14 protein-coding genes are annotated in these 19,353 nt (G+C 63.4%); 6 read left to right on the top strand and 8 right to left on the bottom strand.

What is annotated here, in order from left to right:
- Positions 1-26 precede the first annotated feature (26 nt).
- From QQL85_RS26245 to QQL85_RS26210, 8 genes are all read right to left on the bottom strand, one after another.
- Positions 27-1,517: an efflux transporter outer membrane subunit gene (locus QQL85_RS26245; RefSeq protein WP_284357283.1), complete on the bottom strand. Its 1,491-nt coding sequence runs from the start codon at positions 1,515-1,517 to the stop codon at positions 27-29.
- Positions 1,514-4,621, bottom strand: coding sequence for an efflux RND transporter permease subunit (locus tag QQL85_RS26240; protein WP_284357284.1), 3,108 nt, complete (start codon positions 4,619-4,621; stop codon positions 1,514-1,516). Before QQL85_RS26240 ends, QQL85_RS26245 begins: the two co-directional genes overlap by 4 nt.
- Positions 4,618-7,716 (bottom strand): MdtB/MuxB family multidrug efflux RND transporter permease subunit, encoded by a 3,099-nt coding sequence (locus QQL85_RS26235; protein ID WP_284357285.1) that lies wholly within the window; start codon positions 7,714-7,716, stop codon positions 4,618-4,620. Before QQL85_RS26235 ends, QQL85_RS26240 begins: the two co-directional genes overlap by 4 nt.
- Complete coding sequence (locus tag QQL85_RS26230; RefSeq protein WP_284357286.1) at positions 7,713-9,020, bottom strand: MdtA/MuxA family multidrug efflux RND transporter periplasmic adaptor subunit; 1,308 nt, start codon at positions 9,018-9,020, stop codon at positions 7,713-7,715. The genes QQL85_RS26235 and QQL85_RS26230 overlap by 4 nt, the downstream gene beginning before the upstream one ends.
- 260 nt (positions 9,021-9,280) lie before the next feature.
- The gene (gene tpx, locus QQL85_RS26225; RefSeq protein ID WP_105947479.1) at positions 9,281-9,781 is read right to left on the bottom strand and encodes a thiol peroxidase; all 501 of its coding nucleotides are present in this window, start codon (positions 9,779-9,781) and stop codon (positions 9,281-9,283) included.
- Positions 9,782-9,947: 166 nt separating this feature from the next.
- Positions 9,948-11,228 carry a serine/threonine transporter gene (locus QQL85_RS26220; RefSeq protein WP_284357287.1) on the bottom strand — a complete coding sequence of 427 codons (1,281 nt, stop codon included), beginning with the start codon at positions 11,226-11,228 and terminating at the stop codon, positions 9,948-9,950.
- A 207-nt stretch (positions 11,229-11,435) separates the two neighbouring features.
- Positions 11,436-12,632 carry an aromatic amino acid transaminase gene (locus QQL85_RS26215; RefSeq protein ID WP_112252586.1) on the bottom strand — a complete coding sequence of 399 codons (1,197 nt, stop codon included), beginning with the start codon at positions 12,630-12,632 and terminating at the stop codon, positions 11,436-11,438.
- A gap of 163 nt (positions 12,633-12,795) precedes the next feature.
- Positions 12,796-13,821, bottom strand: a complete 1,026-nt coding sequence (locus tag QQL85_RS26210; protein WP_284357288.1) for an Ldh family oxidoreductase — start codon at positions 13,819-13,821, stop codon at positions 12,796-12,798.
- A 142-nt stretch (positions 13,822-13,963) separates the two neighbouring features.
- On the opposite strand from QQL85_RS26210, the gene QQL85_RS26205 reads away from it, so the two are divergent.
- From QQL85_RS26205 to QQL85_RS26180, 6 genes are all read left to right on the top strand, one after another.
- Entirely contained in the window at positions 13,964-14,836 is an 873-nt protein-coding gene (locus QQL85_RS26205; RefSeq protein WP_284357289.1) for a MurR/RpiR family transcriptional regulator, read from the top strand.
- A 22-nt stretch (positions 14,837-14,858) separates the two neighbouring features.
- Complete coding sequence (locus tag QQL85_RS26200) at positions 14,859-15,611, top strand: transporter substrate-binding domain-containing protein (protein WP_284357290.1); 753 nt, start codon at positions 14,859-14,861, stop codon at positions 15,609-15,611.
- A 145-nt stretch (positions 15,612-15,756) separates the two neighbouring features.
- Positions 15,757-16,476, top strand: coding sequence for an ABC transporter permease (locus QQL85_RS26195; protein ID WP_085623431.1), 720 nt, complete (start codon positions 15,757-15,759; stop codon positions 16,474-16,476).
- Positions 16,473-17,183 carry an ABC transporter permease gene (locus QQL85_RS26190; protein WP_284357291.1) on the top strand — a complete coding sequence of 237 codons (711 nt, stop codon included), beginning with the start codon at positions 16,473-16,475 and terminating at the stop codon, positions 17,181-17,183. The genes QQL85_RS26195 and QQL85_RS26190 overlap by 4 nt, the downstream gene beginning before the upstream one ends.
- Before the next feature lie 16 nt (positions 17,184-17,199).
- On the top strand, positions 17,200-18,444 hold the full coding sequence (locus QQL85_RS26185; RefSeq protein ID WP_284357292.1) for an NAD(P)/FAD-dependent oxidoreductase: 1,245 nt from the start codon (positions 17,200-17,202) through the stop codon (positions 18,442-18,444).
- Positions 18,445-18,466: 22 nt separating this feature from the next.
- Positions 18,467-19,249, top strand: coding sequence for an amino acid ABC transporter ATP-binding protein (locus tag QQL85_RS26180; RefSeq protein WP_284357293.1), 783 nt, complete (start codon positions 18,467-18,469; stop codon positions 19,247-19,249).
- Positions 19,250-19,353: the final 104 nt, after the last annotated feature.

Raw genomic sequence — 19,353 nt, 5'->3', positions numbered from 1 at the left:
CACAGGATGCAAGATTGCAGAACGGGTCACTCCTGCTCGGCAAACGCTTGCTCGGCATCCCAGCCGCCACCCAGCGCGGCAACCAGTTGCACACTGGCCACCAGGCGCCCTTGCAACAGGTTCAATACGCTGCGTTCATTGCTCAACGCCGTGGTCTGCACGTTGACCACATCCAGGTAGCCAATCAGCCCCGCGCGGTACTGGTTCTCGGTCAGACGCAGCGACTCACGGGCAGCATCCAGCGCTTCCTGGCGTACCACCGCTTCATCGCCGTACACCTTCAACTGCACCAGCAGGTTTTCCACTTCCTTGAAGCCGTCGAGCACGGTCTGGCGGTACTGCGCCACGGTCTGGTCATACGCTGCCACCGTGCGGTCGACCTCAGCGCTGCGCTTGCCGGCGTCGAACAGGGTCAACGCCAGTTGCGGGCCTACCGACCAGTAACGGTTGGGCAGTTCGATCCAGTTGCTGAAGCTGCTGCTGGAGTAGCCGCCGCTCATGCTCAGGCTGAGGTCCGGGAAATACGCCGCACGCGATACGCCGATGTTGGCGTTGGCGGCCATCACGTTACGTTCAGCGGCAGCGATGTCCGGGCGCCGTTCCAGCAGCTGCGAAGGCAGCGAAACCGGAATTTGCGGCAGCGCGGGAATGTCCTTGCTGTCGGCCAGAGCAAAGTCGGCCGGGGTCTTGCCCAGCAGCACGGCAATGGCGTTCTCGAACTGCGCACGCTGCCAGATCAGGTCGATCAGGTCAGCCTGAGTGCTCTTCAGTTGGGTGCGCGCCTGGGCCACCGCATCCGGGCCCGCGACGCCGGCGCGGTATTGGTTTTCGTTCATCCGCAGCGAGCGCTCATACGCCGCCACGGTCGCTTCCAGGAGGCGCTTCTGCTCGTCGATAACCCGCAGTTGCAGGTAGTTCTGCACCAGTTCGGATTGCTGGCTCAAGCGGATCGACGCGAGGTCGGCGAAGCTGGCTTCGGCACTGGCCTCGTTGGCATTCATGGTTTCCCGCAGCTTGCCCCACAGGTCGATTTCCCAACTTACGCCCAACTGCGCGTTGTAGGTGTTGCGAATACCACTGCTGTTGTTGGACAAGCTCGAACTGGAGCTGCCGGTGCCCTGGGCCGAGCGGTTCTTGCTGGCGCTCAGGTCGAGGCTCGGGAACAGCGCCGCACGGCTGCTGCGCACCAGCGCCTGGGCCTGGCGGTACTGGGCTTCGGATTGCGCCACGGTCTGGTTGCTGCGGTTCAGTTCTTCAACCAACGCGTTAAGCCCGGCATCGCCGTAGAGTTCCCACCAGGCGCCGCGGGCGATGGCGTCGGACGGCGAGGCTTGGGTCCAGCCCTCGGCGTGCTTGAACTGCGCCGCCGTGCTGTTCAGCTCGGGGCGGTGGTAGTCCGGGCTCAGGGTACAGGCACTGAGCAAGGCCACGCACAACCCGGCACCGAGCAGGCGCGAGCCACGCCCACGGGTCAGCGCTTGCAGGGCACGGTGAAGTGGGGTCTGGGCAAAAGTCATAGCGGGGTTTCCAGGGCGGCGTCGGTGCGCACGCCGCGCCAACGGTTGAAACGGTGGCGCAGGCGGTCCAGGTACAGGTAGACCACCGGCGTCGTATAAAGGGTGAGAATCTGGCTGAACAGCAGGCCGCCAATGATGGTCAGGCCCAGCGGCTGGCGCATTTCCGCACCTTCTGCGTGGCTCAGCAGCAGCGGCAAGGCGCCAAGCATGGCCGCCAGGGTGGTCATCAGGATCGGCCGCAGGCGCAACAGGCAGGCCCGGCGGATCGACTCTTCCGGCGACAGCCCTTGGTGGCGCTCCAGTTGCAAGGCCAGGTCGATCATCAGAATGGCGTTCTTCTTCACCACGCCAATCAGCAGGAACAGCCCCAACAACGAGATCAGGCTGAACTCGCCACCCGTGACATACAGCGCGAGCAAGGCCCCGACTCCGGCCGAAGGCAGTGTCGAGAGAATGGTCAGTGGGTGAATGTAGCTTTCGTACAGGATGCCCAGCACCAGGTATACCAGCACCAGCGCGCCCAGGATCATGAACGGTTGACCCTCCTGCGTCTTGGCAAAGGCATCGGCAGTACCCCCCAGCTTGGCGATCACTTCCTCAGGCAAGCCTAACTTGGCTACCGCGCGCTCCAGCGCTGCCATGGCCTGGTCAGGGCTGTAGCCTTGCGCGACGTCAAAGGCAATGTCTTCCGAGGCGAACTGGCCTTCGTGGCTGACGCGGTCGTTGGCCAGGCTGTTCTCGTAGTGGGCAATGGTCGACAGCGGCACGCGGGCGCCGTCGGCGGTGATCACTTGCACTTGCTCCAGGGTGCTTGGGTCCCAAGCGTACTTCGGGTTGATCTCCAGCACCACCTGGTACTGGTTGAGGCTGTCGTAGATGGTGGAGATCTGCCGCTGGCTGTAGGCGTTGTTCAGCACCGTGGTAACCATGTCCATGTCGATGCCCAGGCGCTTGGCCTGATCGCGGTCGACCACCAAGGTCACCTGCTGGGTGCCAGCACCGTCGCGGGCGTCGATGGCGGTCAGCTCCGGCAGCGCACGCAACGACGCAACCACCTTGGGGAACCACTGACGCAATGCAGCCAGGTCGCCACTTTGCAGGGTATACAGGTACTGCGACGAGGTCTGGTCGCGGCCCCCCCCGCCCAGTTGCAGGTCCTGGTCGGCCATCAGGAACAGGCGCCCGCCCGGCACTTTGGGCATTTCCTTGCGCAGGCGCTCGATCACTTTCTGCGCGTCGATCTTGCGCTCGTTGATCGGCTTCAGGCGCACCAGCACCATGGCATTGTTGGTGCCGCTGTTGCCGCCAATGAACCCGGCTACACTCTGCACGGCCGGGTCGGCCAACAGCGCACGCCGGTAGATTTCCATCTTTGGCTGCATCACGGTGAACGACAGGCCGTCGTCGCCGCGGATAAAGCCCATCAGTTGGCCGGTGTCCTGCTGCGGCATCAGCGTCTTGGGCACTACCACATACAGCGCGATGTTGATGCCGATGGTGGCCAGCAGGCTGAGCAGGGTCAGGCGCTTGTGGCGCAGGGCCCAGCCCAGGCTGCGGTCGTAGGCGTTGACCATGCGCTGGTGCAGATTGTCGCTCCAGCGTTGCAGGCGAGTCTGCTCGGCCTGATGCGGTTTGAGCCAGCGGGCGCAAAGCATGGGTGTAAGGGTCAGCGAGACCAACAGCGACACAATGATCGCCGCCGCCAGGGTGATGGAGAACTCCTGGAACAGGTTGCGCACGATACCGCCCATGAACAGGATGGAGACGAACACCGCCACCAACGACACGTTCATCGACAGCAAGGTGAAGCCCACTTCCTTGGCACCCAGGAAGGCCGCCTTCATCGGCGGCTGGCCGTCCTCGATGTGCCGGGAGATGTTCTCAAGCACCACGATGGCATCGTCCACCACCAGGCCGGTAGCGAGGATCAGCGCCATCAGCGACAAGTTATTCAGTGAAAAACCACACAGGTACATGACCGCGAACGTACCCACCAGCGATACCGGCACTGCCAGGCTGGGGATCAGCGAGGCGCGCAGGCTGCCGAGGAACAGGTACACCACCAGGATCACCAGCACCACGGCGATCAGCAGGGTGTGCTCGGCCTCTTTCAGGGTGGCCTTGATCACTGGCGAGCGGTCCATCGCCACGTCCAGTTGCACACTGGCTGGCAGCAACGATTGCAGGGCTGGCAATTGCGCTTTGATCTGGTCGACCGTTTCGATGATGTTGGCGCCGGTCTGGCGGTTGACTACCAGCAACACCGCCGCCTGATCATTGAAGAAACCGCTGTTATAGCGGTTCTCGACGCCGTCGGTGATGGTCGCCACATCAGACAGGCGCAGGATGGTGCCGTTCTGCTGGCGAATCACCACCGGCTCGTAGTCCTTGGCGCTTTCCAGCTGGTCGTTGGCGCGCACCTGCCAGTTGCGCTCAGCATCCTCGACAAAGCCCATGGGCCGGCGTTGGTTGGCGTTGGACACCGCCGTGCGCACCTCGTCCAGCGACAGGTTGTACTGGTTGAGCAACTGGGGCTCGACGGCGATACGCACGGCCGGCAGCGAGCTGCCGCCGATCTGCACCTCCCCTACCCCCGAGACCTGGGCCAGGCTCTGCGACAGGATGGTGTCGGCCAGGTCGTACAACTGGCCTTTTTGCAGTACATCCGAGGTTAGCGACAGCACCATGATCGGCGCCTGCGACGGGTTGATCTTCTTGTAGGTGGGCATGCTGCGCATGCCGCTGGGCAGCAGGTTGCGGGTAGCGTTGATCGCCGCCTGCACCTCGCGCGCCGCGCCGTCGATGTCACGCCCCATTTCGAAGCCAATCACCACCCGCGTGGAGCCCTGGTTGGAACTGCTGGTCAGCGTGGTCACGCCGGCAATGCTGCCCAGCTTGCGCTCCAGTGGCGTGGCCACGGTGGAGGCCATGACCTCGGGGCTGGCGCCGGACAGGTTGGCCGACACCACGATCACCGGGAAGTCCATTTGCGGCAGCGGTGCCACCGGCAACAGGCCGAAGCTGACCCCGCCCAGCAACATGATCGCCAGGCTCAGCAGCATGGTCGCCACCGGGCGACGGATGAAAGGACCGGACAGGTTCATGCCTCGGCCTGCTTCACGTCAGTGGCGGGGCGCCAGCGGCGCGCCAGGCGGTCGAAGTACAGGTAGATGACCGGGGTTGTGAACAGCGTCAGCACCTGGCTGACCAGCAAACCGCCTACCATCACCAGGCCCAGCGGCTGGCGCAGCTCGGCACCCGAGCCAGTGGCGAGCATCAGCGGCACCGCACCGAACAGTGCGGCCAGGGTGGTCATCAGGATAGGCCGGAAGCGCAGCAGCGCCGCCTGGTAGATGGCATCGCGCGGGCTCATGCCTTGGTGGCGCTCGGCCTCCAGGGCGAAGTCGATCATCATGATCGCGTTCTTCTTGACGATCCCGATCAGCAGGATGATGCCGATGATGGCGATCATGCCCAGGTCATTGCCGCTGATGAGCAGCGCCAGCAAGGCACCGACCGCCGCCGACGGCAGGGTCGAGAGGATGGTGACCGGGTGAATGTAGCTTTCGTACAGCACGCCCAGCACGATGTACATGGTCACCACCGCCGCCAGGATCAGCAGCAAGGTGCTCGACAACGATGCCTGGAAGGCCTGCGCAGCACCCTGGAAGCGGGTTTGCACGCCCAGCGGCATGCCGATGTCCTTCTGCACCTGCTCGATCACCTGCACGGCTTCGCCCAGCGATGCACCGTGGGCCAGGTTGAACGACAGGGTTACCGCCGGGAACTGGCCGATGTGAGAAATGGCCAGCTGGGCTTGGCGCTGTTCGATACGCGCCAACGCCGACAGGCGCACCTGGCCACCATCGGTCGCCTTGACGTGAATCGACTCCAGCGCCTGCGGGCCGATGACTGCCGCGTCCTGCGACTGCAGTACCACGCGGTACTGGCTGGCCTGGGTGTAGATGGTGGAAATCTGCCGCTGGCCGAACGCGTCGTAAAGGGCGTTGGTAATCTGCGACACAGTGATGCCCAAGCGGCTGGCCATGTCACGGTCGATCACCAGATACACCTGCAAGCCCTTGTCCTGCAGGTCGCTGGCCACGTCGGCCAGCTCCGGGCGCTGCTGCAGCGTCTGAACCAGCTTGCTGCTCCATTGCGCCAGCAGGTCGGCGTCTGGCGACGACAGGCTGAACTGGTACTGGGTGCGGCTGACGCGGTCTTCGATACTCAGGTCCTGAACCGGCTGCATGAACAGGCGGATGCCCACCAGCCTGTCGAGTTGCGGTTGCAGGCGACTGATCACTTCGCTGGCGGTGACATCGCGCTCGCCGTGGGGCTTCAGGTTGATCAGCAGGCGGCCACTGTTGAGCGTGGCGTTATCACCGTCGACGCCAATGTAGGACGACAGGCTCTGCACGGCAGGGTCTTGCAGGATCACCTTGCTCAGGGCCTGCTGGCGCTCGCTCATGGCGGCGAACGAAGTGGACTGCGGCGCTTCGGAAATGCCTTGGATCACTCCGGTGTCCTGCACCGGGAAGAAGCCCTTGGGCACCACCATGTACAAGAACACCGTCAGCGCCAAGCTCGCCACTGCCACCAGCAGGGTGAGCGGCTGGTGCTTCAGCACCCATTGCAAGGCGCTGCCGTAGTGTTTGATCAGCCAGTCGATCCAGGCGCCACTGGCGCGGTAGAAGCGGCTCTGCTCTTCTTCCTTGGGCTCACGCTTGAGCAGGCGAGCACACATCATCGGCGTCAGGGTGAGTGACACCACCAGGGAAATCAGGATGGCCACCGCCAGGGTGATGGCGAACTCGCGGAACAGGCGGCCGACCACATCAGCCATGAACAGCAACGGGATCAGTACTGCAATCAGCGAGAAGGTCAGCGAAATCAGGGTGAAGCCGATCTGCCGGGCGCCCTTGAGCGCCGCCTGCATGGGCGTCTCGCCCTCTTCGATATGCCGGGAAATATTCTCCAGCATGACGATGGCATCGTCGACCACGAAGCCGGTGGCAATGGTCAGGGCCATCAGCGTGAGGTTGTTGACCGAAAAACCGGCCAGGTACATCACGCCGAAGGTGCCGATCAGCGACAGGGGCACGGCAATCGACGGAATAAGGGTGGCACTGAAGCGGCGCAGGAACACAAAGGTGACCATCACCACCAGAACGATGGCGATCAACAGTTCGTGCTGTACGTCCTTGACCGCTGCACGAATGGTCTGGGTGCGGTCGGTCAGTACCGACACATCCAGGCCGGCCGGCAGGTTGTCGGTAATCGACGGCAGCAAGTCTTTGATGCGGTCGACCACTTCGATCACGTTGGCGCCCGGCTGGCGCTGGATGTTCAACAGCACGGCATGGTTTTCGTTGGCCCAGGCGGCCAGGCGCTCGTTCTCCGCACCGTCGATGATTTCGGCCACGTCTTTCAGGCGCAGCGGCGCACCGTTGTTGTAGGCCAGGATCAGGTTGGCGTATTCCTCGGGGGAACGCAGCTGGTCGTTGGCATCGAGCATCGACACCCGGGTCGGGCCGTCGAAGTTGCCTTTGGGCTGGTTGACGTTGGAAGCACCGATCAGCGTGCGCACGTCATCCAGGTTGAGGCCGTTGGCAGCCAGTGCGTCGACGTTGACCTTGATGCGTACCGCCTGACGCTGGCCGCCCGCGATGCTGACCATGCCTACGCCGCTGATCTGCGCAAGCTTTTGCGCCACGCGGGTATCGACCAGGTCGTTGAGTTTGGGCAGCGGCATGGTCTTGCTTGAGATGGCCAGGGTCAGCACCGGGGTATCGGCCGGGTTGACCTTGTTGTACACCGGTGGCGCGGGCAGGTCGCTGGGCAGCAGATTGCTGGCGGCATTGATCGCGGCCTGCACCTGTTGCTCGGCAACATCCATGTTCATGTCGAGGTTGAAGCGCAAGGTCAGCACCGACGCGCCGCCAGAACTGGTCGAGGCCATTTGTTCCAGGCCAGGCATCTGACCGAACTGGCGTTCCAAGGGGGCGGTGACCGCACTGGTCATCACCTGCGGACTGGCGCCGGGGTACAGGGTCATGACGCGGATGGTCGGGTAATCCACCTGCGGCAAGGCAGAAACCGGCAGCAGCTTGTAGGCGATCAGGCCGGCCAGAACGATGGCCAGCATGCTCAGCGTGGTGGCGACCGGCCGCAGGATGAACAGACGCGAGAGGTTCATGCGCCCGCCTTGCCTGCTGCTTTACCCGGCTGTGCTTCACCAGATTGTGCGGAGCCTTTGGCTTCCTGGCCTTGCAGGTGCTGGCCGGGGGTGGTCGGCACTTGCGAGCTGTCTTCGACCACATCGACCTTGGTGCCTTCGCGCAGGCGGTCGGTACCTTCCAGCACCAGACGGTCACCGGCCTTCAGGCCATCGAGAATGACGCTGTTCTCGCCATCACTGGCCCCGACCTTGAGCTTGCGCACATTAACCGTATTCTCGGCATTGACCACATAGGCGAAGCTACCGTCGTTGCCGAACTGGATGGCCGCTGCCGGGGCCATGACCACCTGCTTGAGGGTATCGGCCAGCAGGCGCACATTGACGAACTGGTTGGGGAACAGGGCCAGGTCCTTGTTCTCGAAGCGGCCTTTGAACTTGAGGGTGCCGGTGGTGGTGTCGATCTGGTTGTCGATGCTGCCCAGCACACCGGTAGATTGCAATTTGCTGTCAGTGCGGTCCCAGGCCTCGACCGGCAGGCTGGCGCCGCTGCGGTAGCGTTCCAACACCGTGCTCAGCTCGGTTTCCGGCAGGGTGAAGGCGACGTTGATCGGCTCGGTCTGAGTGATGACCACCAGTGCGGTGGTGTCGTTGGCCGCCACCAGGTTGCCCAGGTCGAGCTGACGCAGGCCGACGCGGCCGCTGATCGGCGCACGGATCTGGGTGAAGTCGAGGTTCAGGCGGGCGTCGTTGACCTGTGCCTGGTTGGTCTTGACCAGCCCCTGGAATTGCGCCACCTGTGCTTCGGCGGTGTCCAGGGTTTGCTTGGCGATGCTGTCTTCGGCGTACAGGCCTTTATAGCGGGCCAGGTCGACCTGAGCGTTTTTCAGCTGCGCCTGGTTCTGCGCCAGTGTGCCTTCGGCCTGCTGCAGAGCGATGCGGTACGAACGCGGGTCGATTTCGGCGAGCAAGTCGCCTGCCTTCACCTGCTGCCCTTCCTTGAAGTGGATTTTCACCAGTTCGCCAGCCACGCGGCTGCGTACATTGACGGTGTTGGTCGCGGTGACCGTGCCCAGGGCCTTGTAGTACAGCGGGAAGTCGCCCACGCGCACCGGCTCGACGCGTACCGGCACCGCTTCGCTGGAGCCGCCGAAGCCCGGGCGGCCACCCATCATGCCCATGCCCTTGCCGCCCCGCCCGCCGCCCGCCTCTTTATGCGCAGGCGTTGCGGCAGGCCACAGCCACCAGGCCAGTGCAACCACCAGCAGCAGGATCAGCAGGCCGACGAACCAGCGACGGGGGGAACGGGAATTGGACGCTTGCATGGGTTGAACGAACCTTGTTCGGAATGACGACTTGGGGAGGGTGAACGATAAGCAATGGCATCGCTTTAGCAAAGGGCCTTTACCAGAGGTTTACCTTCGGCTGACGTTGCCAAGACGCTGAACTTTAAATGAAAACGGCCCGGAAAGCGTTCCGGGCCGTTACAGGGTGTTGCTTGGAGCGGTCATGGGCTTGAGGGTTCCGTTGCCTGTACCGGCCCTATCGCCGGCACAGGACTCCACTGCCCTGCTCCACGCAATCCTTACTTCAGTACAGCCAGCGCTGCATCGTAGTTCGGCTCGTCAGCGATTTCGCCAACCAGCTCGCTGTGCAGCACCTTGTCGTTCTCGTCCAGCACTACAACGGCACGGGCAGCCAGGCCGGCCAGCGGGCCGTCGGCGATGGCAACGCCGTAGTTTTCGAGGAACTCGCGGCCACGCAGGGTCGACAGGTTCTTCACGTTCTCCAGGCCTTCAGCGCCGCAGAAGCGCGCCTGGGCGAATGGCAGGTCGGCGGAGATGCACAGCACAACAGTGTTGGCGACATCGTTGGCCTGGGCGTTGAACTTGCGCACGGAGGTAGCGCAGGTTGGAGTATCGACGCTCGGGAAAATGTTCAGCACTTTGCGCTTGCCGGCGAAGTCTTTCAGCGACTTGTCAGCCAGGCCTTCACCGACCAGGGAGAAAGCAGGAGCCTGGGCGCCGGCCTGTGGCAGGTTGCCGTTGACCTGAACCGGGCCGCCTTTGAGAGTCACTTGAGCCATGACGAAATCCTTATGCTGGGTTTGAAAAGGACACTGAGTTAAGCATGAAGCCGGCCGGGTGCCTATGGGTCTGGTGAAATTGTTCTATTTCCTGACAGTTTTTGTGGACAAAAAAATGCCCAGGCTGCGACAAGCGACCCAGGCATTCTTTATTACAGGCAGCGAATCAGCCCAACAGGCCGTACACCACCGAGGTCAGTGCAACCAGGCCAACCACCACGACGAACACGTTGGAGGCCGCGCCGCTGTACTTGCGCATAGACGGCACACGGTGAATGGCGTACATCGGCATCAGGAACAGCAGCACCGCGAGAATCGGGCCGCCGAGCGACTCGATCATGCCGAGGATGCTCGGGTTGAGGGTGGCAACGATCCAGCACACCACCAACATCAGCGCAGCAACCACACGGTCCAGGGTTTTGGCACCCGGGCGCGCGCCGGTTTTGGTGATGATGCCCTTCAGGCCTTCGCTGGCGCCGATGTAGTGGCCCAGGAACGATTTGGCGATGGCCACGAAGGCAATCAGCGGCGCGGCGAACTCGATGGTCGGGTTGCTGAAGTGGTTGGCCAGGTACGACAGGATCGACAGGTTCTGCGCCTTGGCTTCGGCCAACTGGGCGCTGCTCAGGGTGAGCACGCAGCTGAACACGAAAAACAGCACCATCACCACCATCAGCAGGTGGGCGCGGCGCAGGATCTGGCCGCTGCGCTCATCGGCATGCTCGCCGTAGCGGCGCTTCTGGTCCACCGCAAAGGCCGAGATGATCGGCGAGTGGTTGAACGAGAACACCATCACCGGAATAGCCAGCCACAGGGTGTGCAGGAAGGCCGACGCCGGCGGCACCTGGGTGGCACTGTCAAGAATGCCACCAGTCCAGTGCGGCACCAGGTACAGGCCCAGCAGCGCCAGGGCGACGATGAACGGGTACACCAGCAGGCTCATGACCTTGACCGTGGCCTGCTCGCCGCAGCGCACGATGGCCAGCAGGCCAAGGATCAGCACGAACGACAGGATGGCCCGTGGCGGCGGCGCCATGTGCAACTGGTGCTCCATGAAGCTGGACACGGTGTTGGTCAGCGCGACGCTATAGATAAGCAGGATGGGGAAGATCGCGAAGAAGTACAGCACGGTGATCGAGGCACCGGCGGTGCTGCCGAAGTGTTCCTTGACCACCTCGGTGATGTCGCCACCGTTGCGCCCGGACAGGACGAAACGGGTCAGCCCGCGGTGGGCGAAGTACGTCATCGGGAAGGCCAGGATGGCCAGGATGATCAGCGGCCAGAAGCCGCCAAGGCCTGCGTTGATCGGCAGAAACAGGGTTCCGGCGCCGATGGCTGTGCCGAACAGGCCCAGCATCCAGGTGGTGTCGTGACGCGCCCAGCTGCCGAGGGTGGCGGGGGTCGATTCTGCAAAGCGTTGTTCAACGCTTGGGGCCTGCTCATTCATTCCGGGTGAAGCTCCACTCGCAAGACTGCAACAGGCTGAGAATGGCGAAACAGTGCCTTCGCCCAACTCAACCGGAAAAGAGGGGCGCGATTGTGCACGGAAAGGTTGCACTTGCGAAGCCCTTTTCCGAGGGGCGGTTGCACTTGTACTTACAAGCAGGTGATGCCGGCAGGAACTGCAAGGGGCCGCGAAGGCCCCTTGGAGGTATTACTTCTGAACGGCGGCGAACGCTTCGGCAACCCGTTGCAGGTTGGCTGGGCGCAGGCCCGACATGCACACACGACCACTGTCGATCAGGTACACACCGAACTCGTCACGCAGGCGGCGCACTTGCTCGACGCTGAAGCCGGTGTAGCTGAACATGCCGCGCTGGCGCAGGAAGAACTGGAAGTCCTGGCCTGGCAGCAGCACCGCCAGGGCATCGACCAACGCCTGACGCATGTCGAGGATACGCTTGCGCATCACTTCGACTTCCTCGGCCCACTGGGCATTGAGGCCAGCATCGCCCAGTACGCCTGCCACCAGCTGGGCGCCAAAGTTGGGCGGGCTGGAGTAGTTGCGGCGCACGGTGGCCTTGAGCTGGCCAAGGACGCTCTGGGCCGTGGCGTCGTCGTCGCACACCACTGACAACCCTCCTACCCGCTCGCCGTACAGCGAGAAGATTTTCGAGAACGAGTTGCTGACCAGGCACGGCACACCGGCACGGGCCATTTCGCGAATGGCGTAGGCGTCTTCCACCAAGCCTTCGGCGAAGCCCTGGTAGGCAATGTCGAGGAACGGGATCAGTTGGCGTGCCTTGACCACTTCGACCACTTGTTGCCACTGGTGTTGTTCCAGGTCGGCACCGGTCGGGTTGTGGCAGCACGGGTGCAGCAACACCACGCTGTTGGCCGGCAGGGTCTGCAGGGTGGCCAGCATGCCATCGAAGTCCACGCCACGGGTGGCCTGGTCGAAGTACGGGTAGGTGTGCACCTTGAAGCCGGCACCTTCGAAGATGGCGCGGTGGTTGTCCCAGGTCGGGTTGCTGACCCAGACTTCGGACTGCGGGAAATAGCGCTTGAGGAAGTCAGCACCGACCTTCAGGGCACCGGAGCCACCCACGGTCTGCACGGTGGCCACGCGGCCGCCGGTCACAGCCGGGTGATCAGCACCGAACAGCAGTGCCTGGATGGCCTGGCGGTAGCTGGCCAAACCTTCCATCGGCAGGTACAGGGAGGCTTCGTGGTCCTGGCCAGCGATGCGCTTTTCCACCGCATCCACAGCTGCCAGTTGCGGCACTACGCCGGCCTCATCGTAATACAGGCCGATACTCAGGTTGACCTTGTCGGCGCGCGGGTCGGCCTTGAAGGTTTCCATCAACGAGAGGATCGGGTCGCCGGCATAGGCATCGACATGTTTGAACACAGCGTGCAGCTCCTTGGATCAGGACAGTTCGAAAAGGCAGCCCCGAGCATACCCGGAGTGTGGGCTCAGGAACATCCACTATTGTGCAAGGTTGTCTATGCAACATTGCATGGCTGGGAATCTGTGCTGGATTCTTCGCGGGCAAGCCCGCGAAGAGGCCGGGTCAGCCAAGCAACTCCTTCAGGCCTTGCAACTCCTGCTCAGTCACCGCCACCCCCTCCTCCTCAGCCACCTCACGCTCACGATAGCGCCGCTCACCCGGCATGCGGGTCAACCCCACCGCCTGCATCTGTTCCACCAATTCGCGGCTGCGCTGGGCAAATCGTTCGCCCTCGGCCTTGTGCGGGTCGATGACGATGATCAGCTGCCCCGTCCATGGCGTTTTCGCCCCCGGGTGCCCGGACCAGTCGAACTCCCAGGAGAAATGCCCGCCCGTCAGCGCCGCCGCCAGCAACTCGACCATCATCGACAGCGCCGAGCCCTTGTGCCCGCCAAACGGCAGCAAGGCGCCGCCTTCCAGAATGGCCAGCGGGTCGGTGGTCAGCTCGCCATTGGCATCCACGCCCATGCCTTCCGGCAGCTGCTGGCCGGCACGCGCGGCAATCTGCACATCACCGTGGGCCATGGCGCTGGTGGCCATGTCGAAGACGATCGGGTCGTGTTCGGCACAAGGCGCGGCAAACGCGATGGGGTTGGTGCCGAACAGTGGCTTGCGGGCACCATGAGGGACCACGCAGGTCATGCTGTTGACCACGCTCAGGGCCACCAGGCCCTCCTCGGCAAAAGGCTCTACATCAGGCCACAGTGCCGCGAAGTGGTGCGAGTTGTGGATTGCCAGCACCGCAATGCCGGCGTTGCGCGCCTTGGCGACCAAGAGCTCGCGGGCCACCGCCAGCGCCGGCTGGGCGAAGCCGCCTGCCGCATCGACCGTGACATAACCGGCCGCCACGTCATTGACTTTCGGCGTGGCCTGGCCATCGACCCAACCACTGTTCAAGGTAGAGACATAACCGGGCATGCGGAACACACCATGGCTGTGAGCGCCATCGCGCTGGGCGCTGGCACAGTTGTAAGCCAGCACCCGAGCCACGCGCTCGCTGCAGCCATGGCGCTGAAAAATGGCCTGCAACAGGCCCTGCAGTTCGGTAAAAGGCACACGCACGACAGTGCTGGTGGAAGGTGCGGACATCTGAAGCTCCTTGTTGATTTTGGAATGGCTACAGCGTTGCAACGACAAAAACTTTCCTGCATGTGACAGCAATCTGTCAAATGTTGACTTGATGACAGAAAACATTCATTTTCTTCCCACGCCTCACCCTTGGAGCCGCAGCATGAGCCAACCGATCAAGCAACGCCTGGAAAACAGCCTCGAAGGGGCCGCCGCCTCGGGCCGCAAGATCGCCACCTACATGCTCGCCAACCTGCATGAACTGCCATTCCAGACCTCGGCCAGCATTGCCGCCAAGCTGGGCGTGAGCGAATCCAGCGTCGGGCGCTTCTGCCGCTCACTGGGTTATGCCCACCTCAAGGCACTTAAGCAAGACCTGCAGAATGACCTGGGCGACGGCCCATGGCTGGTGGGTGACCGCTTGCAAGATTACCGCCAGAACCAGGACGCCAGCGACAACACCGGCAGCCTGGAGCTGGAGATCGCCGCCCTGGTGCGCGTGCACGAATACCGCCAGAGCCCGGCCTGGCACAGCGTGGCGCAGCGCCTGGCCAGTAAGCCACGCGTGTTCATCGCCGGCTTCCAGACCGAGCGCGGCGTCGCCATGTGCATGAGCCACTTGCTGCAATACCTGCGCGATGGCGTGCAACTGGTCGATATCAGCGCCGGACACTTCGGCGAGGTGTTGCTGGGCCGCGCCGAAGACAGCGCCCTGGTGGTGTTCGAAGCACGCCGTTATTCCCGCCATGCCTTGATGCTGTGCCAGAAGGCACGCGAGGCTGGCATCGCGGTCACCCTGGTGACCGACACCTTCTGTGACTGGGCCGATGCCAACGCCGACGAGGTGTTCCGCATCCCCACCGAGTTCAATCTGTTCTGGGAATCCACCTCGACAATGCTGTCGTGGGTGCACCTGATGGTCAACGAGGTCTGCAAGAAACTCGGGCCTGATGTTGAAAAACGCTTGGAAGCGACTGCCGCTCTACATAACGAGTTCGTCGGCTACACCTCGTGGTCGACGGGCAAACAACAATAGCAAGAGTGCAATGAGGTGCGAGATGAACAAGACCATGGCCTTGGTGGGTGCGTGCGCCCTGCTGCTGACGGGTGCCGCCAGTGCCGAAACCCTGCGTTTTGCCACCGAGGGCGCCTACCCGCCCTTCAACTATGTCGATGCCAATAACCAGTTGCATGGCTTCGACATCGACATCACCCACGCCCTGTGCGAACAGATGAAAGTGGAGTGCACGCTGGTGGCCCAGGACTGGGAAGGCATCATCCCGGCCCTGATGGCACGCAAGTACGACGCTATTGTCGCTTCGATGATCGACACCGAAGAACGTCGCAAGAAAATCGCCTTCACCGACCATTACTACCGCACTCCGCTGACCGTTGCGGTAGCCAAGGACAGCAAGATCGACAACGCCCAGACCGACTTCGTCGGCTACACCGTCGGCGCCCAGTCGTCGTCCACTCAGGCCATCTACGCCGAAGACGTGTATGGCAAGGCCGGTGCCGACGTGAAGCTGTACCCGACCATGGACGAAGCCAACGCCGACTTGGCCGCCGGGCGCCTGGATGGGGTGATCGCCGACAAATTCCCGCTGCACGAGTGGATGACCAAAAACGGTGGAGATTGCTGCAAGATCCTCGGCGATGTGGCCGACACCAAGGCCGATGCCGCCATTGCCGTGCGCAAGGACGACGAGGCCTTGCGCCAGCGCCTGAACGTTGCACTGCAACAGATCGTGGCCAACGGCACCTACCAGAAGATCGCCAGCAAGTACTTTGCTTTCGATATCTACAACTGATCTTAGAGCCCGTCTCGCCTGATCCGGCCCTATCGCCGGCAAGCCAGCGCCCACAGAACCGCACAAGGCCTGAAGGACGTGCAGTCCCTTGTGGGAGCTGGCTTGCCGGCGATGAGGCCGGTAAGGTCAACACAAGGTGTTCGTCATGCTCGATCAATTGTCCTTGCTGTCCTTCGCCAGCGGCGGCTGGGGCCAGGCGCTGCTGGCCGGCGCGCTGGTTACCGTTTCCCTGGCCTTGGCCTGCCTGCCCATCGGCCTGCCGCTAGGCCTGGTGGTCGCCCTTGCCGCACGCTCGCGCAAGCGCCTGCCACGGGCCTGGGCCACCACCTTCTCCACCGTGTTCCGCGGCCTGCCCGAGCTGCTCACGCTGCTGATCATCTATTACGGCTGCCAGATCGCCGCACAGAAAATCCTCGCCGCCATGGGCTATCAGGGTGAATTCCTGATCAATACCTTCCTCGCCGCGATGATCGCCTTCAGCCTGGTGTTCGCCGCGTTTTCCAGCGAGATCTGGCTGGCGGCCTTCAAGACCCTGCCCAAGGGCCAACTGGAAGCCTGCTCGGCGCTGGGCCTGAGCAAGCGCACCGGTTTCTTCAAGGTACTGCTGCCGCAACTGACCCGCATCGCCCTGCCCGGCTTGTCCAACAACTGGCTGTCGCTGCTCAAGGACACCTCGCTGGTGTCGACCATCTCGCTGGTCGACTTGATGCGCCAGACTAACCTGGCGGTCAGCGTGACTAAAGAGCCAATGTTCTTCTATGGCGTCGCCTGCCTGGGTTACCTGCTGTTCGCGGCACTTTCCGGGCGTGTGTTCGCCTTCATCGAACGGCGCAGCAACCGCCACCTGCAAGGAGCACGCGCATGAGCTTCGAACAACTGCTGGCACTGGTGCTCGACCCCGACTTGCTGGAACGCTACGGCCCACGCTTTCTCGATGGCCTGCTGGTAACCGCCAAGCTGGTGGCCATTTCCTTCAGCCTGGGCGCTGTGCTCGGCCTGTTGCTCGCCTTGGCGCGCATGTCGCGTAGCCTGGTGCTGCAGCGCATGGCCGCCGGTTATGTGTACTTCTTCCGTGGCTCGCCGCTGCTGGCCCAACTGTTCTTGCTGTATTACGGCCTGGGCTCGCTCAAGGGCTTCTGGCAGGACGTGGGCCTGTGGTGGTTCTTCCGCGAGGCGTGGTTCTGCACCTTGCTGGCATTCACCCTGAACACCGCTGCCTACCAAGCCGAAATCTTCCGAGGCAGCCTGATGGCAGTGGCCCCCGGCCAGCATGAGGCAGCGCGGGCGCTGAACCTGAAGCGCTCGACCACCTTCTTCAAGGTGATCCTGCCGCAGTCGCTGCTGGTGGCCATCGGCCCGCTGGGCAACGAACTGATCCTGATGATCAAGGCCAGCGCGATTGCCTCGCTGGTGACCATCTACGACCTGATGGGCGTGACCAAACTGGCCTTCTCGCGCAGTTTCGACTTCCAGATCTACCTGTGGGCCGCCGTGCTCTACCTGGTGATCGTCGAACTGGTGCGGCGCCTGCTGAAACACCTGGAAGGCCGACTGGGCCGCCACCTGAACTGACCGAAGGATACGTTCCATGCATTGCCAGACCCTTGTCCTCGGCGCCGGCATCGTCGGCGTCAGCACCGCCCTGCACCTGCAGGCCCGCGGGCGCCAGGTAATCCTGATCGACCGCGACGAACCGGGCAGCGGAACCAGCCACGGCAACGCCGGACTGATCGAGCGCTCCAGCGTCATCCCCTATGCCTTTCCCCGGCAGTTGGGCGCATTGGTACGCTACGGCCTGAACCGCCAGCCCGACGTACGCTACAACCTGGCACACCTGCCCAAGGCCGCGCCGTGGCTGTGGCGCTACTGGCGCCAGTCGTCCCCTGGGCGCCTGGCCGGTGCCGCCGCCGACATGCTGCCGCTGGTGCAGCGCTGCGTCGAAGAACACGACGCGCTGATCGCCGCCGCCGGCCTTGAAGGGCTGGTGCAGGCCAAAGGCTGGATCGAAGTGTTCCGCGACCCGGCCCTGTTCGAGCAGGCCAAGGCCGACGCCAAAGGCCTGAGCCGCTACGGGCTGCAATTCGAGATCCTTGAATGCGGGCAACTGCAGGCCCGCGAGCATCAGCTGGACGCTACCGTGGTCGGCGGCATCCACTGGCTCGACCCCAAGACCGTGAACAATCCCGGCGCCCTCACCCGTGGCTACGCGGCGCTGTTCCAGCAACGCGGCGGGCAGTTCCTGCATGGCGATGCGCGCAGCCTGCGCCAGGCCGACGGCCAATGGCGGGTAGACAGCCGCCGAGGCCCGATTACCGCCGACGAAGTGGTGGCCTGCCTCGGGCCGCAGTCGGCCGACCTGTTCAGCGGCCTGGGCTACCAGATTCCGCTCGCGATCAAGCGTGGCTATCACATGCACTACAGCACCCGAGACGGCGCGCAGCTGGAGCACTCCATCTGCGACACCCAGGGCGGCTATGTGCTGGCGCCGATGGCGCGCGGCGTGCGCCTGACCACCGGCATCGAGTTCGACGCCCCCGGTGCGCCAGGCAACCAGATCCAGCTGGGCCGCTGCGAGGCCCTGGCGCGCAAGCTGTTCCCGGCCTTGGGCGAACGCCTGGATGACACCGCGTGGCTGGGCCGCCGCCCGTGTCTACCCGACATGCGCCCGGTGATCGGCCCGGCGCCGCGCCACCCGGGGCTGTGGTTCAACTTCGGCCACGCCCACCACGGCCTCACCCTGGGCCCGGTCAGTGGTCGACTGGTGGCCGAGCTGATCACCGGCGAACACCCCTTCACCGACCCCGCGCCCTACAGCGCGACCCGTTTCGACTGAACCCACGCGGGAGAAAAACAACATGACCGCACCACTGAGCCTTGCCAGCCTTGCCCCCGAGCCCGACCCACGCCAGGTGCTGATCCGCATCGAAGGCCTGAACAAGCACTACGGCGCGTACCACGTGCTGCACGACATCGACCTGCAGGTGCGCGAAGGTGAACGCATCGTGCTGTGCGGGCCGTCCGGCTCGGGCAAATCGACGCTGATCCGCTGCATCAACCGCCTGGAGGTGGCCCAGCAGGGCAGCATCCAGGTGGACGGTATCGACCTGGCTGCCACCACGCGTGAAGCGGCGCAGGTGCGCAGCGACATCGGCATGGTGTTCCAGCATTTCAACCTGTTCCCGCACATGAGCGTACTGGACAACTGCCTGCTGGCCCCTACCAGCGTGCGCGGTCTTTCGCGCAAGGACGCCGAGGAACGGGCACGCATGTACCTGAAGAAGGTGGGTATCGAAAGCCAGGCGCACAAGTACCCCAGCCAGCTGTCCGGTGGCCAGCAGCAGCGCGTGGCGATTGCCCGGGCGCTGTGCATGAAGCCGCGGATCATGCTGTTTGACGAGCCGACCTCGGCACTGGACCCGGAAATGGTCGCCGAAGTGCTGGATGTGCTGGTGCAACTGGCCGGCACCGGCATGACCATGCTTTGCGTCACTCATGAAATGGGCTTTGCCCGGCAAGTGGCCGAGCGGGTGCTGTTCCTGGAAGGTGGGCATATCATCGAGGACAGCCCGCCGCAGGTGTTCTTCAACCAGCCGCGTACCGAACGGGCCAAGGCGTTCCTGGCGCAGATACTGCACTGAAACCTGCTCTGGCCTCTTCGCGGGCACGCCCGCTTGTATGGTTAGACTTGAAGGGGTGGTGGGACTAAATGCCCGATTCTGACTGTTCACAGCAGTACAGACCG

Source organism: Pseudomonas putida (assembly GCF_030159595.1).
Lineage (GTDB): Bacteria > Pseudomonadota > Gammaproteobacteria > Pseudomonadales > Pseudomonadaceae > Aquipseudomonas > Aquipseudomonas putida_AC.
This window is presented reverse-complemented; position numbering and strand designations above follow the sequence as displayed.